This is a genomic window from Oceanobacillus manasiensis (genome assembly GCF_000724085.1).
GTDB classification, from domain to species: Bacteria; Bacillota; Bacilli; order Bacillales; family Amphibacillaceae; genus Oceanobacillus_B; species Oceanobacillus_B manasiensis.
In genome coordinates this window covers 623,668-647,696 of the sequence record NZ_CCDL010000002.1, presented here as the reverse complement: position 1 = coordinate 647,696, position 24,029 = coordinate 623,668, and the positions used below count along the sequence as shown (strand labels likewise).

At 37.6% G+C, this 24,029-nt stretch carries 29 protein-coding genes; all 29 read left to right on the top strand.

Annotation, left to right across the window (positions count from 1 at the left end; translation table 11 throughout):
- Nucleotides 1-77: 77 nt before the first annotated feature.
- The 29 genes from topA to flhB all read left to right on the top strand — a co-directional run bounded on the left by topA (nt 78) and on the right by flhB (nt 24,012).
- A complete protein-coding gene (gene topA, locus BN985_RS12490) occupies nt 78-2,156 on the top strand; it encodes a type I DNA topoisomerase (protein WP_042223781.1) in 2,079 nt (692 codons plus the stop codon).
- 143 nt (nt 2,157-2,299) lie between these two features.
- Nucleotides 2,300-2,611, top strand: a complete 312-nt coding sequence (locus BN985_RS12485; RefSeq protein WP_042223780.1) for a hypothetical protein — start codon at nt 2,300-2,302, stop codon at nt 2,609-2,611.
- 555 nt (nt 2,612-3,166) lie between these two features.
- Nucleotides 3,167-4,087 (top strand): tyrosine recombinase XerC, encoded by a 921-nt coding sequence (gene xerC / locus BN985_RS12480; protein ID WP_042223779.1) that lies wholly within the window; start codon nt 3,167-3,169, stop codon nt 4,085-4,087.
- Between the two features lie 14 nt (nt 4,088-4,101).
- Nucleotides 4,102-4,647: an ATP-dependent protease subunit HslV gene (gene hslV, locus BN985_RS12475; protein WP_269635329.1), complete on the top strand. Its 546-nt coding sequence runs from the start codon at nt 4,102-4,104 to the stop codon at nt 4,645-4,647.
- A 17-nt stretch (nt 4,648-4,664) separates the two neighbouring features.
- On the top strand, nt 4,665-6,059 hold the full coding sequence (hslU, locus tag BN985_RS12470) for an ATP-dependent protease ATPase subunit HslU (RefSeq protein WP_042223778.1): 1,395 nt from the start codon (nt 4,665-4,667) through the stop codon (nt 6,057-6,059).
- A 28-nt stretch (nt 6,060-6,087) separates the two neighbouring features.
- Nucleotides 6,088-6,867 (top strand): GTP-sensing pleiotropic transcriptional regulator CodY, encoded by a 780-nt coding sequence (gene codY / locus BN985_RS12465; RefSeq protein ID WP_042223777.1) that lies wholly within the window; start codon nt 6,088-6,090, stop codon nt 6,865-6,867.
- Nucleotides 6,868-7,190: 323 nt separating this feature from the next.
- Nucleotides 7,191-7,586, top strand: a complete 396-nt coding sequence (gene flgB / locus BN985_RS12460) for a flagellar basal body rod protein FlgB (RefSeq protein ID WP_042223776.1) — start codon at nt 7,191-7,193, stop codon at nt 7,584-7,586.
- Between the two features lie 2 nt (nt 7,587-7,588).
- On the top strand, nt 7,589-8,044 hold the full coding sequence (gene flgC, locus BN985_RS12455; RefSeq protein WP_042223775.1) for a flagellar basal body rod protein FlgC: 456 nt from the start codon (nt 7,589-7,591) through the stop codon (nt 8,042-8,044).
- Nucleotides 8,045-8,065: 21 nt separating this feature from the next.
- Entirely contained in the window at nt 8,066-8,362 is a 297-nt protein-coding gene (fliE, locus tag BN985_RS12450; RefSeq protein ID WP_042223774.1) for a flagellar hook-basal body complex protein FliE, read from the top strand.
- 151 nt (nt 8,363-8,513) lie between these two features.
- Nucleotides 8,514-10,112, top strand: coding sequence for a flagellar basal-body MS-ring/collar protein FliF (gene fliF / locus BN985_RS12445; protein ID WP_042223773.1), 1,599 nt, complete (start codon nt 8,514-8,516; stop codon nt 10,110-10,112).
- Nucleotides 10,113-10,123: 11 nt separating this feature from the next.
- Nucleotides 10,124-11,137, top strand: a complete 1,014-nt coding sequence (gene fliG / locus BN985_RS12440) for a flagellar motor switch protein FliG (RefSeq protein ID WP_042223772.1) — start codon at nt 10,124-10,126, stop codon at nt 11,135-11,137.
- Nucleotides 11,130-11,864: a flagellar assembly protein FliH gene (gene fliH, locus BN985_RS12435; protein ID WP_042223771.1), complete on the top strand. Its 735-nt coding sequence runs from the start codon at nt 11,130-11,132 to the stop codon at nt 11,862-11,864. Before fliG ends, fliH begins: the two co-directional genes overlap by 8 nt.
- Nucleotides 11,861-13,177: a flagellar protein export ATPase FliI gene (gene fliI / locus BN985_RS12430; protein WP_042223770.1), complete on the top strand. Its 1,317-nt coding sequence runs from the start codon at nt 11,861-11,863 to the stop codon at nt 13,175-13,177. Before fliH ends, fliI begins: the two co-directional genes overlap by 4 nt.
- A complete protein-coding gene (gene fliJ, locus BN985_RS12425; RefSeq protein WP_042223769.1) occupies nt 13,177-13,623 on the top strand; it encodes a flagellar export protein FliJ in 447 nt (148 codons plus the stop codon). Before fliI ends, fliJ begins: the two co-directional genes overlap by 1 nt.
- A 4-nt stretch (nt 13,624-13,627) precedes the next feature.
- The gene (locus tag BN985_RS12420) at nt 13,628-14,230 is read left to right on the top strand and encodes a MotE family protein (RefSeq protein WP_042223768.1); all 603 of its coding nucleotides are present in this window, start codon (nt 13,628-13,630) and stop codon (nt 14,228-14,230) included.
- Between the two features lie 25 nt (nt 14,231-14,255).
- Nucleotides 14,256-15,536, top strand: coding sequence for a flagellar hook-length control protein FliK (locus tag BN985_RS12415; RefSeq protein WP_052360680.1), 1,281 nt, complete (start codon nt 14,256-14,258; stop codon nt 15,534-15,536).
- 9 nt (nt 15,537-15,545) lie between these two features.
- Nucleotides 15,546-16,007, top strand: a complete 462-nt coding sequence (gene flgD, locus BN985_RS12410; RefSeq protein ID WP_042223767.1) for a flagellar hook assembly protein FlgD — start codon at nt 15,546-15,548, stop codon at nt 16,005-16,007.
- A gap of 24 nt (nt 16,008-16,031) precedes the next feature.
- Nucleotides 16,032-16,406, top strand: a complete 375-nt coding sequence (locus BN985_RS12405) for a TIGR02530 family flagellar biosynthesis protein (protein ID WP_042223766.1) — start codon at nt 16,032-16,034, stop codon at nt 16,404-16,406.
- An 80-nt stretch (nt 16,407-16,486) separates the two neighbouring features.
- Complete coding sequence (gene flgG / locus BN985_RS12400; protein WP_042223765.1) at nt 16,487-17,287, top strand: flagellar basal body rod protein FlgG; 801 nt, start codon at nt 16,487-16,489, stop codon at nt 17,285-17,287.
- Between the two features lie 41 nt (nt 17,288-17,328).
- Nucleotides 17,329-17,550: a flagellar FlbD family protein gene (locus BN985_RS12395; protein ID WP_042224092.1), complete on the top strand. Its 222-nt coding sequence runs from the start codon at nt 17,329-17,331 to the stop codon at nt 17,548-17,550.
- On the top strand, nt 17,543-17,962 hold the full coding sequence (gene fliL, locus BN985_RS12390; protein WP_042223764.1) for a flagellar basal body-associated protein FliL: 420 nt from the start codon (nt 17,543-17,545) through the stop codon (nt 17,960-17,962). Before BN985_RS12395 ends, fliL begins: the two co-directional genes overlap by 8 nt.
- A 36-nt stretch (nt 17,963-17,998) precedes the next feature.
- Complete coding sequence (gene fliM, locus BN985_RS12385; protein ID WP_042223763.1) at nt 17,999-18,997, top strand: flagellar motor switch protein FliM; 999 nt, start codon at nt 17,999-18,001, stop codon at nt 18,995-18,997.
- A complete protein-coding gene (fliY, locus tag BN985_RS12380; protein ID WP_042223762.1) occupies nt 18,987-20,129 on the top strand; it encodes a flagellar motor switch phosphatase FliY in 1,143 nt (380 codons plus the stop codon). The genes fliM and fliY overlap by 11 nt, the downstream gene beginning before the upstream one ends.
- Before the next feature lie 24 nt (nt 20,130-20,153).
- On the top strand, nt 20,154-20,516 hold the full coding sequence (locus BN985_RS12375) for a response regulator (RefSeq protein WP_042223761.1): 363 nt from the start codon (nt 20,154-20,156) through the stop codon (nt 20,514-20,516).
- Nucleotides 20,517-20,532: 16 nt separating this feature from the next.
- Nucleotides 20,533-21,192 (top strand): flagellar biosynthetic protein FliO, encoded by a 660-nt coding sequence (locus BN985_RS12370; RefSeq protein WP_198030004.1) that lies wholly within the window; start codon nt 20,533-20,535, stop codon nt 21,190-21,192.
- Nucleotides 21,185-21,850 carry a flagellar type III secretion system pore protein FliP gene (gene fliP / locus BN985_RS12365; RefSeq protein WP_042223760.1) on the top strand — a complete coding sequence of 222 codons (666 nt, stop codon included), beginning with the start codon at nt 21,185-21,187 and terminating at the stop codon, nt 21,848-21,850. The genes BN985_RS12370 and fliP overlap by 8 nt, the downstream gene beginning before the upstream one ends.
- Before the next feature lie 31 nt (nt 21,851-21,881).
- The gene (fliQ, locus tag BN985_RS12360; RefSeq protein ID WP_042223759.1) at nt 21,882-22,151 is read left to right on the top strand and encodes a flagellar biosynthesis protein FliQ; all 270 of its coding nucleotides are present in this window, start codon (nt 21,882-21,884) and stop codon (nt 22,149-22,151) included.
- A 3-nt stretch (nt 22,152-22,154) separates the two neighbouring features.
- Nucleotides 22,155-22,934, top strand: coding sequence for a flagellar biosynthetic protein FliR (fliR, locus tag BN985_RS12355; protein ID WP_042223758.1), 780 nt, complete (start codon nt 22,155-22,157; stop codon nt 22,932-22,934).
- A 1-nt stretch (nt 22,935) separates the two neighbouring features.
- On the top strand, nt 22,936-24,012 hold the full coding sequence (gene flhB, locus BN985_RS12350) for a flagellar biosynthesis protein FlhB (RefSeq protein ID WP_042223757.1): 1,077 nt from the start codon (nt 22,936-22,938) through the stop codon (nt 24,010-24,012).
- Nucleotides 24,013-24,029: the final 17 nt, after the last annotated feature.

Below are 24,029 nucleotides of genomic sequence, written 5' to 3'. Positions count from 1 at the left end.
AATGGAACGTATATATTTACTATTAGTGAAGATTTCCAATTTAAATTATTTGTAACCTCATGTGGGAGGAAAATATAATGTCAGATTATCTAGTAATCGTAGAATCGCCAGCAAAAGCGAAGACGATAGAACGTTATTTGGGGAAAAAATATAAAGTAAAAGCATCAATGGGACATATCCGTGATCTGCCAAAAAGTCAGATGGGCGTTGATACAGAAGACGAATATAAACCAAAATACATTACAATTCGTGGAAAAGGCGATGTATTAAAAGAATTACGTACAGCAGCCAAAAAAGCGAAAAAAATCTATCTTGCTGCCGACCCCGATAGAGAAGGAGAAGCAATTGCTTGGCACCTTGCCCATATACTTAATGTGGACGAAAACTCTAAGTGCCGTGTTGTTTTCAATGAAATCACCAAAGAAGCTATTAAAGAATCTTTTAAAAATCCGAGATCAATTGATACAGACCTAGTAGATGCACAACAAGCACGCCGAATCTTAGATAGGTTGGTTGGCTATAATATTAGTCCATTACTTTGGAAAAAGGTGAAAAAAGGACTAAGCGCAGGCCGTGTACAATCTGTAGCAGTGAAGATGATCCTTGATCGAGAGAAAGAAATAGAGGATTTTAAACCAGAGGAATACTGGTCGATAGAAGGAAGCTTTAAAAAAGATGAAGAGTTATTTAGTGGATCTTTTTATGGTGTAAATGGTAAGAAACAAGAGCTAAAAACAGAAGATGATGTGAAACAAATAATCAACCAGCTCGATGAAGAAGGTTTTACAATTGATAAGGTTAATAAAAGAGAGCGGAAAAGAAACCCATCCCAGCCGTTCACTACTTCTTCTTTGCAACAGGAAGCCGCTAGAAAGCTAAATTTTCGTGCAAAAAAAACCATGATGGTTGCTCAGCAATTGTATGAAGGAATTGACTTAGGAAAAAAATCAGGTGGTATTACCGGACTTATAACGTATATGCGTACAGATTCCACAAGGATCTCAGATACAGCCAAAAACGAAGCAAAGGATTATATAGAAGAGACTTATGGGGAAGATTATTTGGGAACAAGTAAGGCTACTAAAAAGAAGGAAGGGTCACAGGATGCTCACGAAGCAATTCGGCCAACTTCAGCCCTTCGTACACCAAAGTCCTTAAAAGCTATCTTATCGAGAGACCAGCTTAGACTATATAAATTAATTTGGGAACGATTTCTCGCTAGCCAAATGGCACCTGCAGTCTTAGATACCATGACTGTTCACCTTTTAAATAACCAAGTAGAATTTCGAGCGACTGGATCAAAAGTAAAATTCAAAGGGTTTATGAAGGTATATGTTGAAGGAACGGATGATAATAAAAAAGAGGAAAATAAATTTCTCCCAGACCTTCATGAAGGACAGACAGTTAAATCCGAAGAAATAGAACCAAATCAGCATTTCACACAGCCACCACCGCGCTATACAGAAGCCAGACTTGTTCGTACAATGGAAGAATTAGGAATAGGGAGACCTTCCACATATGCCCCCACACTTGATACGATTCAGCGGAGAGGTTATGTGACGATTGATAACAAGCGTTTTATACCTACCGAGCTTGGAACTATCGTATTGGATCTGGTTAAAGAATTCTTTCCAGAAATCATAGATGTGGACTTCACAGTTAAAATGGAAGGTGATCTGGATGCCATTGAAGAGGGTAAGACAGAATGGATCACTATCATTGATGGATTTTATAAAGGTTTTGAAAAGCGCTTGGAAACAGCTGAAAAGGAAATGGAAAAAATTGAAATTCGTGATGAGCCAGCAGGCATAGACTGTGAGAACTGTGGGCATGAGATGGTCTATAAAATGGGAAGGTATGGAAAATTCCTTGCCTGTTCTAATTTTCCTGAATGTCGAAACACGAAACCAATTCTTAAAGAGATTGGTGTAAAGTGTCCAAAATGTGAAGAAGGAAATGTCGTTGAAAGAAAATCAAAAAAACGTCGAATCTTCTATGGCTGTGATCGTTTTCCGGAATGTGATTTCCTTTCATGGGATAAACCAATTTCAAGACCGTGTCCGAAATGTGAATCTCTGTTAGTAGAAAAGAAAAGTAAGAAGGAAACACAAATACAATGTACAAATTGTGAATATAAAGAAACAGCGCAAGCATAGAGCGCAATGTAAAAAAACTGTCCGCAAATTGAGTGGGCAGTTTTTTTCTTAAGCTAATTTACATGAGTGTATAGTCTATTAAGTGTTTTTTGTCCGTGCAAAAAGGGAACAGTAGCTAATATAAGTTTGAAGGAGGTAATCTAGTGGACCAAAGAAAACATTATTTCGTAAAGATAACGGAAAAAGAAATTAATGAGGTGTCCATACCAGATCGTTCTGCAGAATACGAAATTGTGGCTAATAATGAAGAGGTTGAAGAAATACGGGAGCTTTTTCTTCACGAAAATAAAAATGCTAAAAACTCAGTAGAATATTTATCCAAGCCTTTTGACGAATGGGGCGCAGATGATGAACGAAACAGCTATGATGATCATCTCATAACTGTTTATCGTAAAGTTTATAAATTAGGAACAGATAAAACAAAGGAAAAAATAGGTGAATTAGGAATACTCTAGTTATATTTGGACGATATTAAGAAAAGAAGATTGCTTCTATAGACTATTTTCTAAAAAAACATTTCACTCTATATTAGTGGCGCTCTATAACCAGATAGAGTTCTAGTAATGCTATACCTCTTCGATTAACTGGTAACTATTGGTAATGTTATCGAAGTCTTAACATCTGCATGGCACAAAAAGGCTACCCTATTGATAACTTGACTGTATTGCTGTGAAGGCTTCATCAATTAGATTTTAAAAGAAAACGTTTAAAGCCAAATAATATCTAAAGGGACTAGTAAATAAATATGTTAAGAAAGATTAATATGCTTATAAGGGAAGATTGTTGACTATCATTAGGGAAACAGTTATAATTACGCCTTGGTAAGTGTAATGCCTTGACAGCAAAGACTACGTCTTATGGGTGTTTAATTGCTATGAACTTAAATATATTGATTGAAGAGTGTAGGATAGCCATGGAGTAATTCAGAATTTTGTTGCAATTTTGTTAAATTTATTGCACTTCAAGTTTTTCTATGATATGATTTATTCGCTAATCAATGGGGTGAAGTTTTGCTGAATTTCGATGAAGCAATTAAAGCATTTACGTCCTACTTGCAGATTGAGAAGAACGCATCCCCTTATACTGTGAAATATTATCAGAATGATCTGGAAATATTTTTTCGTTTTTTACAAGGGGAAGGTATCGTTGATCTGCGTGATGTAGACCAGAAAGTTGTGCGCATATACCTGACAATGCTATATAACAATCAGCTAGGCAGGAGGTCTGTTTCTCGAAAAATTTCTACGTTGAGGAGCTTTTACAAGTATTTAGAAAGAGAAAATATTTTTCTTTCCAACCCTTTTGTTCATATTTCTCTTCCCAAGACCGAAAAACCTATTCCTGGTTTCTTATACAAGCAGGAACTTGAAAAACTGTTTGACGTTAACGATCTCGGCGAGCCGACTGGCCAGCGAGATCAAGCATTGCTTGAATTGCTTTATGCTACAGGTATGAGGGTAAGTGAATGCCAAGGATTAAGGTTACAGGATATCGATTTTACAATTGGCACTATCTTTGTACGAGGTAAGGGAAGAAAGGAACGGTACATTCCATTTGGAAGATTTGCAGAAATTGCTTTGGAAACGTACATAAATGAGGGGCGACAATTGCTACTGAAAAAGACGGAACAGCAGACCGAAGCTGTTTTTTTAAATGCACGTGGAAATCCTGTGACGGCTAGAGGAATAAGATTAATTCTTAATAAAATGGTTGAAAAAGCTGCTTTAACAGTCCACGTTCATCCCCATAAGTTACGACATACGTTTGCGACCCATCTATTAAATGAAGGGGCTGATTTGCGTAGTGTGCAGGAACTACTTGGGCATGAAAATCTGTCTTCTACACAAATTTACACTCATGTTACAAAGGATTATTTGCGCAGTGTCTATATGAATAGCCACCCAAGGGCAAATAACCAGTCAAATGACTAGAAGAGGTGATTAATTTGGCAAACGAGATGCATGCAACGACTATATTTGCCATCAACCATAATGGACAATGTGCAATGAGTGGTGACGGTCAAGTGACACTTGGAAATGCAGTTGTTATGAAACATAAGGCTAAAAAAGTTCGTACATTATTTCGTGGTCAAGTACTAGCGGGTTTTGCTGGTTCTGTAGCAGATGCTTTTACGCTTTTCGAAAAGTTTGAAGGAAAACTGGAAGCCTTTAATGGTAATTTAGCACGGGCTGCTGTTGAACTGGCTCAGGAATGGAGAAGTGATAAAGTACTCCGTAAACTGGAAGCCATGCTAATTGTAATGAATAAAGAGAATATGTTTTTAGTTTCAGGTACTGGAGAAGTAATTGAACCGGATGATGGCATTTTGGCCATAGGGTCTGGGGGTAATTATGCCTTGAGTGCTGGTAGAGCGCTTGCCAGGAAGGCTGATCATTTAACTGCAAAAGAAATAGCAAGATCAGCATTGGAAATAGCAGGTGAGATTTGTGTGTATACAAACGACCAGATAACCTTAGAGGTACTTGACTAAAAGGAGGCCTTTGGACAATGGGTATTGATTACACGCCAAAGCAGATTGTCAGTCAATTGGATAAATATATAATTGGTCAAAAGAGTGCTAAACGATCTGTAGCGGTAGCTTTGCGCAACCGCTACAGAAGGATGCAGCTTGATGATACAATAAAGGACGAAATAGTTCCTAAGAATATCTTGATGATTGGCCCTACAGGAGTAGGAAAAACGGAAATCGCCAGGCGATTAGCAAAATTGGTTGGTGCGCCGTTTGTTAAGGTTGAAGCCACCAAGTTTACAGAAGTAGGATACGTCGGTCGAGATGTTGAATCGATGATTCGAGACCTTGTAGAAATGTCACTACGTATGGTAAAAGAAGAGAAAATGACAGAAGTAAAGGCTAAAGCAGAACAAGAAGCCAATAAAAAGTTGGTCGCATTACTCGTGCCCCAGGCAAAAAAAGAGTCTTCTATGAAGAATCCTTTTGAGATGCTCTTCTCTGGCGGAAATGACGATGAACAGTCTGAGAGCAAGGAAGAAAATGATGAGGAAATTAAAAACAAACGAAAACGCGTTGAGCACCAGTTAGCCCTAGGTGAACTAGAAGACAGCATGGTCACAATTGAGATAGAGGAAGTTCCTCCTTCCATGTTTGATATGCTACAAGGTTCGGGAATGGAACAAATGGGGATGAACATGCAGGACGCATTTGGCCAATTTATGCCTAAGAAGAAGAAAAAACGAAAGCTTCCTGTTTCAGAAGCAAGAAACGTTTTGACCCAACAAGAGGCTGGTAAACTGATTGATTTAGAGGAAGCTGCTCAAATTGCCGTAGAAAGGGCAGAACAATCCGGTATTCTATTTATCGATGAGATTGATAAGGTAGCTGGTAAGCAAGATAACAATGCAAATGTATCTCGAGAAGGTGTACAAAGAGACATTCTTCCAATTGTTGAGGGTTCAACTGTTGTGACAAAACATGGGCCTGTTAAGACAGATCACATGCTTTTCATTGCAGCTGGCGCCTTCCATATGGCAAAGCCTTCTGACCTTATCCCTGAGCTCCAAGGAAGATTTCCTATTAGAGTGGAATTGGATAAACTATCAGTAGAAGATTTTAAACGGATTTTAGGTGAACCTTCTAATGCCTTACTAAAACAATATTCTTCATTGTTACAAACGGAAGGTATAAAAGTTGTTTTTACAGACGAAGCTATAGAAAGATTAGCTGAGATTGCCTATCAGGTAAATCAAGAGACTGATAATATTGGTGCGAGAAGACTGCACACTATCCTAGAAAAGCTTTTGGAAGACTTGTCGTTTGAAGCACCTGAAATTAATATGGAGCAAATCGAAATAACACCAGCTTATGTGGATGAAAAACTAAGTACTATTGCTAAAAACAAGGACTTAAGTCAATTTATACTATAATATCAAACAATTGAATGGAGGATCATTAATGGAATTATTAGGACGCGCAAGAAAAATTAATGCAATGCTACAGAAGGCTACAGGTAAATCAGTGAATTTTAACGATATGTCAGCTTCTTTACGTGACGTAATCAAAGGGAATGTTTACATTCTTAGCAGAAGAGGTAAATTATTAGGTTTCGCGATCAATCAAGAAATAGAAAACGAACGTATGAAGGATATGTTAGAACAAAGACAATTTCCTGAAGAGTATACAGAAGGGTTATTCAACATTCATGAAACAACAGCAAACCTTGATATGGACAGCCCGCAAACAGTATTTCCTGTTGAGAATCGTGAACTATTTAAAACTGGGTTAACTACTATTGTGCCGATTATCGGCGGTGGAGAACGATTAGGTACATTAGTGCTTGGAAGGTTAACAGATAGCTTTAATGATGATGACCTATTACTTGCAGAGTATGGTGCGACTGTAGTAGGAATGGAAATCCTTCATGAGAAAACGGAAGAGATTGAAATGGAAGCACGTAGTAAAGCTGTAGTACAAATGGCAATCAGCTCTCTTTCATACAGTGAACTTGAAGCAATCGATCACATCTTTGAAGAATTAAATGGTAATGAAGGCTTGCTTGTTGCAAGTAAAATTGCGGATCGTGTAGGAATCACAAGGTCAGTTATCGTTAATGCCCTTAGAAAGCTTGAAAGTGCTGGAGTAATTGAATCCCGTTCACTAGGAATGAAAGGGACATATATTAAAGTACTAAACAGTAAATTTTTAGTTGAGCTTGAGAAACTTCGCTCAAGATAAACTTTTAGAAGACGCCTTGTCAGACTTTGGTCTAGACGGGGCGTCTTTTTTGTTGGTTAATAAAACTGAAAAAAATTTACTACATTTTTTAATGTTTTTCGACGAAAATGGGATAAAATTATATGGAAAAAAGTAAAGTTAAGGAAAATTAACAATTAAAAAGCCAATTTATTGATAAATAAGACCTAGTTACATTTAACTATATTATGTTCTTAATAAGGAAAATGTCGAAAAGTGATAGACTTTGCCGTCTTTATAAATTACAATATTCGTATGTTAAGAATATTTTTGACCGTCGAAAAAAAGATTGAGGAGGGGAATGGATGGATCTGTTTAGAGGCACTATTTCCACTTTGGAAAAATCAATGCAGTACGCGTCAGCAAAGAACCAAACCATATCTAATAACATAGCAAATGTCGATACACCGAATTACAAGGCAAAGAATGCTGTGTTTAAAAATATATTAAATGAGAGCATGTCACAGAATGTAGAGGCAAAAAGGACACATGAGAGGCACCTTTCCTTTAATGGTACTTCTGATTCATCTTACCAAATAATGACAAAAAACAATACATCCTACAATAGTAACGGAAATAACGTGGATGTAGACAAAGAGATGGCAGAACTTGCCAAAAACCAAATCTACTATCAGGCATTAGTGGATCGGATAAATGGTAAGTTTGGTAGTTTGCAAAAAGTTTTACAGGGAGGTAATTAGTAGTGTCCATTTTTAATGCAATAAATTCAAGCGCAAGTGCGCTTACCGCACAACGACTTAGAATGGATGTCGTCTCTTCAAATATAGCTAATGCGCAGACCACTAGAGCGACAATCAATGAAAATGGTGATTACGAGCCTTATAGAAGAAAAATGGTTTCGGTTGAGCCGAACGGCGGAAGTTTTAAATCTTTTTTACATAAAGCAACAGGAACAGTTAACGGAACTGGGAATGGCGTGAAGGTCACAGGTATTACAGAAGATGAAACCCCTTTTAAATTAATATATGACCCAACACATCCAGACGCTGATGATACTGGTTATGTTCAAACACCAAATGTTGATCCTTTAAAAGAAATGGTTGACTTAATGAGTGCTACCAGATCATATGAAGCAAATATAACCTCTTTAAATGCAAGCAAGGGAATGCTCATGAAAGCATTAGAAATTGGAAAATAATTATGTTGGGAGCTATAAATAATGATTAATAACATAACAATGGGAAATATGGCAAATCAACCAATTAGCAAGGCTGCAGTAACTCCAGGCGAAGCACAAGCAAGCTTTGCGAATACTTTAAAGGCCGCTATTAATAATGTGAACAGCCAGCAAATAGCCTCAGACAAAAAAACCGAAGCACTTGCTTCTGGCCAAATTGATGATTTGCACGATGTAATGATAACAGCACAAAAGGCAAGCATTACATTGGAAGCGAGTGTTCAAATGCAACGAAAAGCTATAGATGCCTATAATGAAATTATGCGAATGCAGGTTTAATTTCCTTTTACGCGGGGACAGGCTTGTGTACTTCTTAACAAACAATTTAAATTCAAAAAAAGAACTTTAATCAAAATACTAATTAGGTATAGTAATGTACATAGTATGGTTAGAGGTTTTTATCAACTTTGGCACTATGGTGGGGGAATATATGAAAGAGAAGATAATGAGTTGGAAAGAAAGTACGACTGGTTTCTGGAAAAAGCGCTCCAATACGCAAAAAGGAGTCTTTATCGGATCTATATTTTTAGTCATCCTGCTGATAAGTGGGATATTATTTTTGTCGCCTGGCACTAAATTAGTTCCGTTATACAGCAATCTTTCTTTACAAGAAGTGGGACAAATAAAGACAGAGCTTGAGACGAGAGGTATACAATATGAGCTGCAAGATGGGGGAACATCTATAAATGTTCCAGAAACCCAGGTGGATACTCTGCTTGTTGATCTTGCAGGACAGGGTCTGCCAAATAGCGGGAATATTGATTATTCCTTTTTTAGTGAAAATGCATCTTGGGGTGTGACAGATAATGAATTTAATGTAATGAAGCTAGATGCGATGCAAACTGAATTGGCTAACTTGATGAAAGGTATTGACGGGATAGAAAGTGCTGAAGTTATGATCAATATGCCAGAGGATCCAGTCTTTGTTAGTGACGCGGCTCAAGAGGCTAGTGCTTCCATTGTCGTAAATACGACTCCTGGATATCAATTTGAAGGTAACCAAATGGAGTCGCTTTATCATTTAGTATCAAAAGCGGTACCCAATCTACCTGCAGACAATATCGTGATCATGAATCAGTACTTTGAATACTTTGATAGAAATAGTCAGACAGCAAATGGAACACAGGATGCACATACATATCAACAATCAGTAAAGAAAGACATAGAACGAGATATCCAAAAAAGACTACAACAGATGCTTAGTGCCATGGTTGGCGGGGAGAATGTAATCGTATCTGTAACGTCTGATATTGACTTTACTCAAGAAAACAGAACGGAAAATCTTGTAGAACCTGCTGACGAGGAGAATATGGAAGGCTTGCCAGTCAGTGTTGAAACAATACAAGAAACGTATAGTGGTAATCCTCCTGTTGGCGGAAATGCTGGTACTGGTGATGAAGATATAGCAAATTATCAAGGTGCAGCAGAAGGCGAAAACGGAGATTACGAGCTTGTTAAAGAAACGGTAAACAATGAGTATAACCGGATTCAAAGAGAAATTGTAGAAAGTCCTTATAAAGTTCGTAACCTTGGAATACAGGTAGCTGTGAATAATGTTAAAAACGACGATGGAGACACAGTAGAATATTTATCACAACAGGAACAGACTACTGTAGAAGAAGGCATCTCTTCTATATTAAACTCCATTACTACCACCACGATTGACGCAGAGTTTGAGCAAACTGCTCCTGAAGGGAATGTATCAATCACCTTCCAAGAGTTTAGTGGAAAACAAGCTAATACTGCTGTACCTACAACTGCTAGTATTTCGTTATGGATGTATGTAGCAGGGGGAGCCTTACTACTAATCATTATTGTATTAGTTATTATGTTGCTGCGTAACCGTGGGGAAGAAGAAGAAATTATTGAGGAAAGTTATACGTCAGAAGAAACACCGGTAGAAATACCAGATTTACCAGAGAATGAACAAACAGAATCAGAAGTCCGTCGAAAGCAATTAGAAAAGATTGCGCAAGACAAGCCAGAAGATTTTGCAAAACTATTACGTAGCTGGATTGGGGAAGATTAGGAGGAGATTAAATGGCGAGACAAAAAGGCACTTTAACAGGCAAACAAAAAGCAGCGATTCTTCTGATCTCCTTAGGTCCAGATGTGTCTGCTCAGGTGTACAAGCATTTAACCGAGGAAGAGATTGAAAAGCTTAGCCTGGAAATTTCTTCAGTAAAAAAAGTTGATAATTCTTTAAAAGAAGATGTCTTAGATCAATTTCATCAAATTGCTGTAGCGCAAGATTTTATTTCACAGGGTGGAATAGGGTATGCGAAAACAGTCTTAGAAAAAGCTTTTGGGAGTCAGGAAGCTTCCAATATAATAAATCGGCTTACTTCTTCCTTGCAGGTAAGACCATTTGATTTTGCAAGAAAAGCAGAGCCACAGCAGGTATTGAATTTCATTCAAAACGAACATCCGCAAACGATCGCACTTGTTCTATCCTATTTAGACTCAGAGCAATCTGGTCAAATTTTATCTGCGCTACCACAAGAGATGCAGGCTGATATAGCAAGAAGAATCGCAACAATGGATTCTACCTCACCTGAGATCATTACCCAGGTTGAACAGGTTTTAGAAAAGAATATATCTTCTTCTGTGACAGAAGATTATACACAAACGGGTGGAATTCAAGCGGTTGTAGAAGTACTCAATGGCGTAGATCGCAGTACAGAAAGGACCATATTAGATGCACTTGAGATCCAAGACCCAGAGCTTGCTGATGAAATCAAGAAAAGAATGTTCGTATTCGAAGATATTGTTATTCTTGACAATAGAGCAATTCAACGGGTGATTCGAGAAGTAGAAAACGATGATTTACGTTTATCTCTTAAAGTAGCAAGTGATGAAGTGAAAGATATTGTATTTAAAAATATGTCCCAAAGAATGGCAGAGACTTTTAAAGAAGAAATGGAATACATGGGTCCTGTACGTTTACGAGATGTAGAGGAAGCACAAACAAGAATTGTTGGAACGATTAGAAGATTGGAAGACATAGGAGAGATAGTCATTGCCAGAGGTGGAGGAGATGATATCATTGTCTGATTCACACGTGACTGGTGGCAGGTTGATTAAGATAAAGCCAGTAAGAACAAGCAACGATGTGGAAAAAGGTCTTGATACTGAAGCACAAGTCCAGGCAGAACTCCAAGTCGCACAGGAGTCTTTAGTTGAAATAAAGGAAAAGACTACGAAGATGCTAGAAGAGACGCATAAAGAGATTGAGCAAGCAAGGTTAAGTTGGGAAGATGAAAAGAAATTCCTAATTGAACAGGCTAGCAATGATGGATACCAAGATGGGTTTAATAAAGGAAAAGAAGAAGGCTGGTTGGCTTATGAAGCAAAACTAGATGAGGTGAACCAGTTAACAGATCGTGCAATGAAAGAATTCGAGCAAACTGTAGAAAAAAGTACGGATGAAATTATAAATATAGCAATACATACTGCTGAAAAAATAATAGACCAACATATTAAAGAGGAACCTACATCTTTTTTGCAAATTATAAAAAAAGCGATTCAGGAACTAGAGGATCAATCAATCATTTCCATTTATCTAAATCCTAAGAACTATGAGATTGTAGTTCAGCAAAAAGAAGAATTGCTACAAATATTAAATGATGATACAAAACTTGCAATCTATCTAAAGGATACCATTGAAGAAAATGGATGTCGGATCCAACATCCTTTTGGTGAGTTAGACATTGGAATAGATACTCAATTAAAGCAAATTAGGGAAGTATTACATGAAATTGTATTGGAGCAAAAACAATGAACATTTCACAATACCTCTCAGCAGTAGAACAAGCAGATACATATAAACGCTACGGGAAAGTACTCCGGGTGGTTGGCTTAATGATAGAGTCACAAGGTCCTGCTGCCAATATAGGAGAAGTTTGTTATATTCATTCATCTGAAAGTGGTTCTCCTATATTATCAGAGGTTGTTGGCTTTAATAATGAAAGAATAATCCTTATGCCTTACGCTGAAGTGAATGAAATCGGACCTGGGTGTCTTGTGGAGTCCACAGGAAAACCCCTCAGGATAAAAGTGGGCAGAGGCCTGATTGGTAATGTAGTCGATTCATTAGGAGAAAAATTAGATCATTCTTCTCTACCACAAGGTTTAACCCGTTATCTAACTGATCAGTCTCCACCAAATCCAATGGAGAGGCCCCCCATTTCTGAACCAATTCAGGTCGGGGTTAAAGCTATTGATTCCCTTCTAACGGTAGGGAAGGGGCAACGTATCGGAATATTTGCTGGAAGTGGTGTTGGGAAAAGTACACTATTAGGTATGATAGCTAGAAATAGTGATGCAGATATTAATGTTATAGCACTAATAGGTGAAAGAGGAAGAGAAGTAAGAGAATTTATTGAAAAGGACCTTGGTCCAGAAGGACTTAAACGCTCCATTGTGGTGGTCGCCACTTCTGACCAACCAGCGTTAATGCGAATAAAAGGGGCCTATACTGCAACAGCTATTAGTGAGTACTTCCGTGACCAGGGTTATAATGTGAACCTTATGATGGATTCTGTTACAAGAGTGGCCATGGCCCAACGTGAGGTTGGACTTGCTACTGGGGAACCACCAACAACAAAAGGATATACACCCTCCGTATTTGCTACACTTCCAAAATTACTTGAACGAACAGGTACAAACAAAAATGGAACAATTACAGCATTTTACACAGTATTAGTTGATGGTGATGACATGAATGAGCCAATTGCGGATACTGTTAGAGGTATTTTAGACGGACATTTTGTAATGGACAGAAAGCTTGCAGAGCGCGGTCAGTTTCCGGCAATTAACATTTTAAAATCTATAAGCCGTGTGATGAATGGAATTACTGGGGATGCACACAAGCAAATAGCCCAGGAAATACGTTCACTAATGGCAAAATATGAAGAGAATAGTGAACTAATTAATATTGGTGCCTACAAGCGAGGTACAGACCAATTAATAGATAGAGCAATTTCATATCAACCAAAGATACAATCCTTTTTAAAACAAGACGTAAACGAGGTTTTATCACGAAATGAATCAATTGAACAAATGTCAGCATTAATAAATGGAGGCACGAACTAATGGCGGAATTAATGGCTTTATCTAAAATTCGTAATGTCCGGGAAAAAGAAAAAAATGATGCACAGAAAGCCTATCATCAGTCGACTGAATTTTTTGAGGACATCGCCACAAAAATGTTCCAGTTATTAAAGAAGAAGGAAAATGCTGAAAGAGATTATGAGGATGCGATTCAACAAGCTATAACGCTTGATAGAATAAGAGAGCAAAATGCATATATTGAGCGATTAAATAAGCAAATTATGGACATGCAAAATGCTGTTCAGCATGCAAGAAATGATATGGAATTGAAGCAAAGTTTACTTACCGAAGCACATGTAGAAATGAAGAAGTTCGATAAGATTATTGAAATGAGACAGGAAGAGAAGAAAGTAATCCAGGAGAAAATGGAGAAATCCTCGATGGATGAAGTCTCAATTCAGCAATATTTAAGTCATATAAACAGGTGATGGAATGGAAAAAGAATTAAAAGAAGAGAAAAAGAAAACAAATCCATTCCTTTGGTTCCTTTTTGCGATTGTGATTCCATTACTTATCGCATTAGTCATTGCGGCAATTGCCTTTAGTATGGCAGGAGTAAACGTAATGGACTGGATAAAGGAAAAAGGGAGTGGCGTTCCAGTTGTTTCTTCGCTTATAACGGAGCCTGAAAAAGAGTCAGGCGAAGAAGCATTGGAGCAGACGGCTGAACAATTGACTGCAAAAGATGAAGAAATTGAACAACTTAACCAACAAGTACAAGACATGAAAGCAATAATTGATCGCTTAGAAGAGGAAGCCATAATATTAGAAAATCGGAATAAGCAAAATGAGGCTACTGCTGAAATGGATAAAGAAGAAGAAGAAACGGCGAACAGCACAATTCAGACAATCGCAAGTTCTTTTAAAGACATGGACGGCGAACAGGCAGCTTTAATTATACAAGATCTAGATAATCAAACAGCTATATCTATATTAAAGGAAGTTTCCAACAAAGTTAGAGGCGCTATCTTGGCAGAGATGGAACCAGCAAAAGCAGCAGACTTAACAAAACGTTTCATTGACGCAGGGAACTAAAAGATTTGAGAGGGGGTGATATAAAATGAATGCGATCGGGATGTTTTCAGATCTAGCACAATTCACTAAGATACCTGCGACCTCTGAAAAGACGCCAGGCAAAGGGGGGTTGTTCCAAGCAATGCTAGATAGTGAGCATGGCAACGAAGCGAATGAATTAGGAGAATTGCTTTTGCAAACAGAACAAAATAGCAATAACAAGACAGCTGAGCTTCCAAATGGGACCGACCAGGAGATAGATTCTAATGTATTACAACCAGATTTAGCGATTATATTTCAGGTTGGTGAGATAAGAGGAAGAGTTGAATTGACTGAGGAAGAGCAGGAGCAGCTTATGAATCTCTTAGCAACCCTAATGGAATCCGAGAGTAATGCTGAAAAGTTAGATGTAGGGGCAAAACTGAATGAAATGGCTAACCTGCCACCCTTATTTAGTGAATTCGCTCAATTGTTAAGTGAGGTAAATTCTGTTCTATCCCAAATATCTTCTAAACAAGATGCAGAAAAAGCAGCGCCAACGTTATTACACTTTTTACAACAATGGATGTCGTTGGATAAGAAGTCGGGCGTAGAGAAAAGTGGAGATACTGTACTTAACCTAATGAAAAAGGAGACATCTGGGTTACAAGGGGTTTGGAAGGAATTACTACAATCTTTTGAAAAACGTAACCAGATGGCTTCAAAGAATCAGTACAACACTGATTCCAAGGTAACAAGTAGTGATGTTGCGAAGTGGGTCACAAACGCATTAGCACAACAGACAGAAGGTACCACTAAAGTGGAAGGTGCAGGGCAGAGCTCATTTACATTAACTGGGCCAATGAGTCAAACGGAACAGCTTGTTATTCACATCAACTCTTCCCATACAGCTATAAAGTCACCAGATAAACAATTAGTCGAGCAGTTTCAACAACTTATCCACTCAAGCAAATTTGCGGCTAAATCAAATGGAACGACACAGCTTTCTATTTCATTACGACCTGAAAACCTTGGTGATATGATGATAAAGCTTACACAAATAAATGGTGAAATGACTGTGAAAATACTTGTTTCTTCTCAGGCAACAAAAGAGATGATGGAAGGGAATATTCACCAGTTGCGCAATATGTTCTCACCAAACCAAGTTGTAATAGAGAAACAGGATCCGACAGTTCAACAAACTCAGAATTTGCAAGAGGACCAAGATAGCCAGCACTCTGAGCAAAACCAAAACCGATCTAGTGATACAAGGCAGGAAGAAGATGATCAACCAGAAGATGATTTTGCAACACAGTTTCATGAGTTAATAATGAACGAGAAAGTGTAGGTGGAAATAATGTCTGTGAATCTAGACCCGTCCTTGTATTTAAAAAATCAACCTAATGACAGGACACCAAGTACGAATCTAGGAAAAGATGAGTTTCTAAAAATTCTTATGGCACAGCTACAAAATCAGGATCCTAGCAACCCGATGGATGACAAGCAGTTTATTTCGCAAATGGCCCAATTTTCTTCACTAGAGCAGACAATGAATATGGCAAAATCGATAGATAGACTAGTAGAGAGTCAAATGATTTCTCCAGTCATTCAGTATAGTCATATGATTGGAAAGGAAGTAAGCTATCGGGCTGTTGATGAAGAAACCGGAGAAAAAGGTGAAGAGATTTCAAGTCAAGTGGTTTCGGTGAGTCAGCATGAGGGATGGGCAGTTCTTGAACTGAAAAACGGAGATAAAATTTATGCGGATGCTGCCATTCAAGTAAGTGATCCAACCGAAGATACAGAAGAAAAAGCGTAATGGTAGAAAAAGGATGTGAGCACGATGGATCACCGTATTCATCAATTGCCGCACCAGCATGCCCTAAATGTAACTGCACCTGTTAGGAAACCAAATTCCACACCAACCGTTAGTTTTAAAGATGTTTTAACAGAACAGACAGGGTTAAAAATTAGCAAGCATGCCTCGGAGCGGCTTCAAGAAAGAAACATTACGATTAATGAAAAGCAATGGGAACAAATTGGCGACAAAGTAAAGGAAGCAAAGTCAAAAGGGATAACAGACTCATTAGTCCTTACAGATCAGGCAGCTTTGCTAGTTAGTGCGAAAAACAATACAGTGGTTACTGCAATGAATAGACAAGAAGCTTCAAGCCGTATATTTACAAATATTAATGGAACGATTCTGTTAGATAACTAGGCTGGACCCTAATGGGAGGCCAAACGCTGTTGATGGATAGATACAGCGAAATCGAAAAAACCAAAAAGGGGAAATGTATAATGTTACGTTCAATGTATGCTGGTATTTCAGGTATGAAAGGCTTTCAAAATAAATTAGACGTAATTGGGAACAACATCGCCAATGTAAACACGTCAGGCTTTAAAAAAGGAAGGGTAACCTTTCAGGATATGATGAGTCAAACGACAGCTGGTGCACAGGGTGCTATAGATGGCACACGAGGTGGAGTTAACCCATCCCAAGTGGGGCTTGGTTCACAGCTTGGAACAATTGACAACATCCACACACAAGGCTTTAGACAGACAACAAATAATCCGCTGGATTTTGCATTGGAAGGTGACGGAATGTTCGTTGTTCAAAATGGTGATCAAACGTTTTACACAAGAGCAGGTAATTTTTATTTGGATGAAAGTGGCGATATTGTAAATTCACAAGGTTATTACCTACAAGATTTAAATAACCAAAAAATAAGTATTCCAAATGATGCACAAAGCTTTAGTGTTCAAAGCAATGGAACAGTCTCCTATATTAATGCAGCTGGAGAACCACAAGATGCTGGACAAATTGGATTGGCATCTTTTTCTAATCCTGCTGGTTTGGAAAAAGCCGGAAGTAATCTTTTCTTAGACAGTACTAATGCTGGGTTGCAAGAAGGGGGATTAGTTGCTCCTGAAACAGAAGGAACAGCAAGCATCGTTAGTGGTTCACTTGAAATGTCAAACGTTGATCTTTCAGAAGAATTCACAGAGATGATTACTGCACAACGTGGGTTCCAGGCTAATACACGTATTATTACGACATCAGATGAAATACTTCAGGAGCTAGTAAATCTAAAACGATAAGGAGGTAGGGAGTGCCATATCTTGGCACTCCCGCCCATTTTATGATTGAGTTGAGACGCTTAAATAATGAAACATTTACGCTTAATGCGTTAATGATCGAACAGGTTCAAGCATTCCCTGACACAACCATTACGTTATTAAACGGCAAAAAAGTTGTCGTTAAAGAAAAGGAACAAACGGTAATTGAAATGGCAACCGATTTTTACAACAAAATTGGATTGCAACAATCTTTAAATAAAGCAGGTGAAGGCAAAGATGAGTAAGTTAGTTAAGGTGATGCTTTCCTCTATAGTTATACTGATTGTTGGAGCAGCTGCAGTATTTTTAGTAATCGTTAATTTCAATAAAGACGAAAACGAAGGTAAAGCGAAGACGATCGATGATATTGTAGAGCATTCCTACGAATCACCTGAGATAACAACAGATTTGGAGGATGGAAGTTTTGTGCGTATCCAATTTCAAATTGTGACAGACAGTAAAGCTGCCAAGGAAGAAATAAGCAAACGAGATTTCCAGCTCAAAAACATCCTTATTAAAGAGTTAGCTGTACTGAATGAAGAGGACTTCAAAGCAGGACTATCTGATTTAGAAGGGACCGTTCAATCCAAGTTAAACGAAGTGATGACAGATGGAAAGATTACCGATGTTTATACAATAAATAAGATTTTGCAGTAAATATGGATGTAAAACTCCAGCATGGAGGTGAGTTAATTGGTAGATGAAGTTCTTTCACAAAATGAGATAGATGCTCTCCTGTCTGCTATTACGTCAGGCGAAATGGATGCAGAAGAACTTAAAAAAGAAGAGAAAGAGAAAAAAGTTCGTATATATGATTTTAAGCGTGCCTTACGTTTTTCAAAAGATCAAATACGGAGTATTTCTCGAATTCATGAAAACTACGCACGGATGCTTACAACATTTTTCTCTGCTCAATTGCGGACATATGTAAACATTAATGTTGCATCTGTAGATCAAATACCATACGAAGAATTTATAAGGTCAGTTCCAAAGATGACAGTACTTAATACATACAGTGTGGCACCACTAGATGGAAGAATAGTGATGGAAATTAACCCAAATATCGCGTATGCGTTATTGGACAGAATACTCGGGGGCAAGGGATATAGTGCAAATAAAGTTGACAACCTGACTGAAATAGAAACCATTCTCATGTCACAAACTTTTGAAAAGGCAATTGTTAACCTGCAAGAAGCTTGGTCTTCGATCGTAGAAATTGATCCTGTTATGGAAGAATTTGAAGTAAATCCACAGTTTTTACAGATGGTTTCCCCAAATGAAACGGTAGTTGTTGTCTCTTTAAATACTGCCATAGGTGATACAAGTGGATTAATAAACATCTGTATTCCTCATATTGTCCTTGAGCCAATTATTTCGAAACTATCTGTCCATTATTGGATGCAAACTTCTACTAAAGAAAGAGACGACGAAGCATATAGTAAATTGTCTACAAATCTGGAAACTGCAAAAGTAGAAGCTAAAACGTTGCTAGGAACAACAAATATAAATATTGAACAATTTCTTAATTTAAAGCCGAATGATGTGATCGGTCTGGATCAGACAATCGAAGATCCACTTATACTTGAAGTTAATGATAAGCCAAAATTTTATGTGCAGCCTGGCAAGAAAAAAAATAAATTGTCAGTGCAAATAATGGAAGAAATTAAAGGGGTGAACATAGATGATGAATGATGGAATGCTGTCACAGGATGAAATTGATGCATTATTAAAGATTGGTGAAGATGAAGCGGATGATGCTGATGCCAATACACCTGTACATCAGACTTTAACTACAATTGAAGAAGATACACTAGGGGAGATTGGAAATATCTCTTTTGGGAGTTCAGCAACGACACTATCAACCTTGTTAAACCAAAAAGTAGATATCACAACACCAACCGTATCTGTAATTCAGAAGACAGACCTAGAAAAAGAGTTTAACTTTGAACCAGTAAGTGTCGAAGTGAGCTATATTGATGGCTTTATTGGAAAAAACGTATTTGTGCTAAAATCAGCAGATGCAGCAATTATTTCTGATATTATGTTAGGGGGAGATGGAACTTCACCAGCAGAGGAATTAAATGAAATTCACTTGAGTGCTGTCCAGGAAGCAATGAATCAAATGATGGGGGCAGCTGCAACAAGTATGTCAACAGTATTCAACAAGAAAGTTGATATCTCACCACCAAACATACTATTAGAAGACCCTGGGGATCACACCAAGGATAGGTTTACAGAAGATGCCTATGTGAAGGTCTTTTTTCAGTTGAAAGTGGGCGAGTTAATAGATTCAAATATTATGCAGCTTATGCCGATGAGCTTTGCAAGAAAACTAGTAGATGAGTTACTTAACGGAGGAGCCGAAGCCGAAGCCGCAGTGACAGTAGAAGAGCTTGAAAGAAACTATGAATCTGAGCCGGCAGAGACTGTACACCAATACAATGAGGTACACCACTCGCAACACGAGGACCCAAGCATACTAGGTAATTCCGCGAATCAGCATAGCACTGTTCAACCTGCAGCTTTTTCCAGTTTTGAGCCAGTAGAATTGAACAAATCGGAACATCGTAATTTGGACATGTTGATGGATATACCGTTGAAAGTAACAGTTGAACTAGGAAGAACGAAACGTACAATCCGTGATATTTTAGATTTATCTGCCGGTTCAATTATAGAGTTAGATAAATTAGCTGGGGAGCCTGTAGACATTCTCGTAAATGAAAAGCTTATTGCCAGAGGAGAAGTAGTAGTAATAGATGAGAATTTTGGTGTACGGGTAACAGACATATTAAGCCAGTCAGATCGGCTAAGAAAACTTAAATAGTAATTTACTTAGGGGGATTTTCAAATGGCACAACGAATCTTGATTGTAGATGATGCAGCTTTCATGAGAATGATGATTAAGGATATTTTGACTAAAAATGGATTTAATGTAGTAGGAGAAGCACAGGACGGTGTACAAGCTGTTGAAAAATATAATGAATTAGAACCTGACTTGGTTACGATGGATATTACCATGCCAGAAAAAGATGGCATTACAGCATTAAAAGAAATCAAAACAAAGCATCCAAATGCGAAAATCATTATGTGTTCTGCAATGGGGCAGCAAGCAATGGTGATTGATGCTATTCAGGCAGGCGCAAAAGATTTTATCGTGAAGCCGTTTCAGTCTGACCGCGTAATTGAAGCAATACAGAAGGCACTGAATTAAGAAACGAGTGAGTATGTTGATTAAAAAAATTTGTATGGTTATCTGTTTCATGACATTACTATCCTTCTCTATATTTTCTCATGAAGCCATAGCAAGTACTGCCAATGTGACAGACTGGGTGAATGAAGAGGAGAATGGGAAGGATAGTCAAACTGACCAAGAACAGATGAATCAAGACGAACAATTGGAACAGGGGCAAGACGAGGAAGGTGGCTCTATGCTGTTTGATCTAATTAGATTATTCTTTGCTTTAGTACTTGTTTTAGCTCTTATCTATGTGCTTTTAAAATTCCTAAATAAGCGAAATAAATTATTTTCTAAGGTAAGAGCACTAGAAAGCCTTGGAGGAGTATCGGTTGGCCAAAATAAATCTGTTCAAATAATTCGTCTTGGAGATCGTTTTTACCTGTTAGGGGTGGGGGACAATGTAGATCTCTTACAGGAAATCACAGATGCCAGTGTGAAGGCTGAATTACAAAGACAGGGTGAAATGCAACAAGGAACTAGTGGAGTTTTAGCAGATATCTTTTCTTCAAAAGAAAAGGGTTCTCCTTCAGCTTCTGAATCAGATAGTTCTAACTTTAAAGATCTTTTCTCAACTGAATTAAAAAAGCTAAAGAATAATCGCGGCAAATTGATTCAACAGCATAAGCAAAAGGAAGATAGTCATGAATGAATTCGTAGACATGTTTTCAAGTTCAGATCCTTCGAATATAGCGACATCGGTAAAACTATTACTTTTATTGACAGTATTGTCTCTTGCACCCGGTATCTTAATTTTAATGACTAGCTTTACTAGAATTATTATTGTCTTATCGTTTGTGAGAACATCATTAGCAACGCAACAAATGCCACCGAACCAGGTATTAATTGGTATTGCTTTATTTCTAACATTTTTTATTATGGCACCTGTATTTACAGAGGTTTACGACGAAGCATTGCAACCACTATTTGATGAAGAAATAACGCTTGATGAAGCCTATGAAAGAGCAAGTACTCCGATGAAGGACTTTATGGCAGAGCATACAAGACAGAAAGACCTTGCTTTATTTATGAATTATGCTGAATTAGAAAAGCCGGAAACTGTTCAGGAAATACCACTAACAACGCTTGTCCCCGCGTTTGCCATAAGTGAGTTGAAAACTGCCTTTCAAATGGGTTTCATGATTTTCGTGCCTTTTTTAATTATTGATATGGCTGTTGCCAGTGTTCTTATGTCAATGGGTATGATGATGCTGCCACCTGTCATGATTTCCTTGCCATTTAAAATTCTATTATTTGTACTAGTCGATGGATGGTATATGATTACGCATTCTCTTTTGGATGGTTTCTAATTTGCACATTAAAGAAAAGTAGGTGGTTTAGGTGAGCAGTGAATTTGTATTAGGCCTTGCTGAAAAAGGTGTTTATACCATTATCTTAGTCACAGGACCTTTATTGATACTAGCGCTTGCCGTTGGCTTGCTAGTAAGTATCTTTCAAGCAACAACACAGATACAGGAACAGACTCTGGCATTTATACCAAAGATTGTAGCAGTTCTAGTTGGCCTCATCTTTTTTGGACCATGGATGCTAACAGAAATGGTTAAATTTACGGCAGACATATTTCAAAATATAAATCAGTTTGTAGGGTAATCCATGCTTGAATTAATTAATATAAATAGTTTGCCAGTTTTTATTCTTGTATTTGTTAGAGTGTTAGCTTTTTTTGTCACACTACCATTGTTTGCTTATGGAACTATCCCGACACCATTTAAGATTGGTTTTAGTTTCTTTTTAGCATTTATTATGTTTTATACAATAGGGCCAACAGATATTATATTTAATGAAATGTACTTATTGCTCTTAATTAAAGAAGCTTTGGTCGGACTGTTAATTGGTTTACTTGCTTATATCATTCTCTCTGCAGTTCAGATCGCAGGCGGATTTATAGATTTTCAAATGGGATTTGCTATAGCAAACGTTATAGATCCGCAAACTGGTGCTCAAAGTCCACTAACTGGTCAATATTTCTATATTTTTTCATTGCTTTTTTTATTAGCTGTAGATGGTCATCATTTATTAATCGATGGGATTTATAATAGCTATTCATTTATTCCAATTGATACATATATACCATTTGGAAATCAATCAATCGCTGATTTTGTTATTGAAACATTTAATAAAATGTTTTTAATTGCTTTCCAAATCGCTATCCCGATTGTCGGATGCTTATTCTTAGTAGATGTAGCACTTGGAATCATTGCTAGAACAGTCCCACAACTCAATGTATTTGTTGTCGGATTACCATTAAAGATTTTAGTTAGCTTTTTAACATTATTCGTATTTTTAAGCCTCTATATAGTGCTTGTGAAAAATTTATTTACATACCTGTTTCAGACCATGCAGGGACTAATGCAGCTATTCGGGGGTGCGTAACTTGCTTAAGCTTGATTTACAATTTTTCGCAGGTGAAAAAACCGAAAAAGCGACTCCGAAAAAGCGTCAGGATGAACGAAAAAAAGGAAAGGTTGCGAAGAGCCAGGACGTTAATACAGCGATATTGCTACTTTTTACTTTCATTATTCTCATTGTTTTTGGGAACTCGATAAAGAATAGTTTAATGGATTTCTTTGAACATACCTTTTCTGAATTTGTACAATGGGATGTTACGGAAAACACGGTTCATCAAGTTTTCACAGGTGCTGCAATAGAAGCTACTAAAATGCTAGCACCAGTCATGCTAATTGCGATAATAGCAGGGTTAGCAGCTAATTTTTTGCAGATTGGGTTCTTATTTACTACAGAGCCACTTAAATTTGACTTAAAAAAAATAGATCCTATCCAAGGGGCTAAAAGGATCTTCTCTATACGAGCGTTAGTAGAATTGTTGAAATCATTACTTAAAATCGTCTTTATTGGTGCTATTACATTTCTTGTGATTTGGATTTATAAGGATGACATGATGATGTTGTCTTTTAAATCGGTTGACGGTGCACTTGCCTTTTTTGGTAGGGTAACGGTTATTATGGCTATCTCGGCAACGATAGCACTACTTTTTTTAGCTGTTTTCGACTATGCTTACCAACGTTACGACTTTGAAAAAAATATGAAAATGTCTAAACAGGATGTTAAGGATGAATATAAAAATATTGAGGGTGACCCTTTAATTAAATCGAAAATAAAAGAAAGACAACGGCAAATGGCAACCAGAAGAATGATGAGCGAGGTTCCCAATGCTGATGTGGTCATTACCAATCCAACACACTTTGCCATTGCCATTAGGTACGATGAGACAAAGGCAGATGCCCCGTATATTGTTGCAAAGGGTTCAGATGATATTGCCCTGAAGATAAAAGAAGTTGCAAAGGCAAATGGGGTAACCACCGTTGAGAACAAGCCTCTGGCACGATCCTTATACAAAGCTGCAGAGATTGGGGATATCATTCCAGAAGATTTTTTCCAGGCTGTGGCTGAAGTGCTGGCGTATGTTTATAAATTAGAGAAAAAAGCTTAAGCAATAAGGAGAGACAA

Bases quoted from the DNA above. Each gene is read 5' to 3' on its own strand.
- fliL (WP_042223764.1), top strand. From the start codon at position 17,543: ATGAGTAAGTTAGTTAAGGTGATGCTTTCCTCTATAGTTATACTGATT.
- fliR (WP_042223758.1), top strand. From the start codon at position 22,155: ATGCTTGAATTAATTAATATAAATAGTTTGCCAGTTTTTATTCTTGTA.
- hslU (WP_042223778.1), top strand. From the start codon at position 4,665: ATGGGTATTGATTACACGCCAAAGCAGATTGTCAGTCAATTGGATAAA.
- fliP (WP_042223760.1), top strand. From the start codon at position 21,185: ATGAATGAATTCGTAGACATGTTTTCAAGTTCAGATCCTTCGAATATA.
- topA (WP_042223781.1), top strand. From the start codon at position 78: ATGTCAGATTATCTAGTAATCGTAGAATCGCCAGCAAAAGCGAAGACG.
- BN985_RS12395 (WP_042224092.1), top strand. From the start codon at position 17,329: ATGATTGAGTTGAGACGCTTAAATAATGAAACATTTACGCTTAATGCG.
- fliE (WP_042223774.1), top strand. From the start codon at position 8,066: ATGATTAATAACATAACAATGGGAAATATGGCAAATCAACCAATTAGC.
- BN985_RS12420 (WP_042223768.1), top strand. From the start codon at position 13,628: ATGGAAAAAGAATTAAAAGAAGAGAAAAAGAAAACAAATCCATTCCTT.
- flgB (WP_042223776.1), top strand. From the start codon at position 7,191: ATGGATCTGTTTAGAGGCACTATTTCCACTTTGGAAAAATCAATGCAG.
- codY (WP_042223777.1), top strand. From the start codon at position 6,088: ATGGAATTATTAGGACGCGCAAGAAAAATTAATGCAATGCTACAGAAG.
- BN985_RS12375 (WP_042223761.1), top strand. From the start codon at position 20,154: ATGGCACAACGAATCTTGATTGTAGATGATGCAGCTTTCATGAGAATG.
- fliJ (WP_042223769.1), top strand. From the start codon at position 13,177: ATGGCGGAATTAATGGCTTTATCTAAAATTCGTAATGTCCGGGAAAAA.
- flgD (WP_042223767.1), top strand. From the start codon at position 15,546: ATGTCTGTGAATCTAGACCCGTCCTTGTATTTAAAAAATCAACCTAAT.
- BN985_RS12405 (WP_042223766.1), top strand. From the start codon at position 16,032: ATGGATCACCGTATTCATCAATTGCCGCACCAGCATGCCCTAAATGTA.
- BN985_RS12415 (WP_052360680.1), top strand. From the start codon at position 14,256: ATGAATGCGATCGGGATGTTTTCAGATCTAGCACAATTCACTAAGATA.
- fliY (WP_042223762.1), top strand. From the start codon at position 18,987: ATGATGAATGATGGAATGCTGTCACAGGATGAAATTGATGCATTATTA.
- flgG (WP_042223765.1), top strand. From the start codon at position 16,487: ATGTTACGTTCAATGTATGCTGGTATTTCAGGTATGAAAGGCTTTCAA.
- fliG (WP_042223772.1), top strand. From the start codon at position 10,124: ATGGCGAGACAAAAAGGCACTTTAACAGGCAAACAAAAAGCAGCGATT.
- fliF (WP_042223773.1), top strand. From the start codon at position 8,514: ATGAAAGAGAAGATAATGAGTTGGAAAGAAAGTACGACTGGTTTCTGG.
- fliI (WP_042223770.1), top strand. From the start codon at position 11,861: ATGAACATTTCACAATACCTCTCAGCAGTAGAACAAGCAGATACATAT.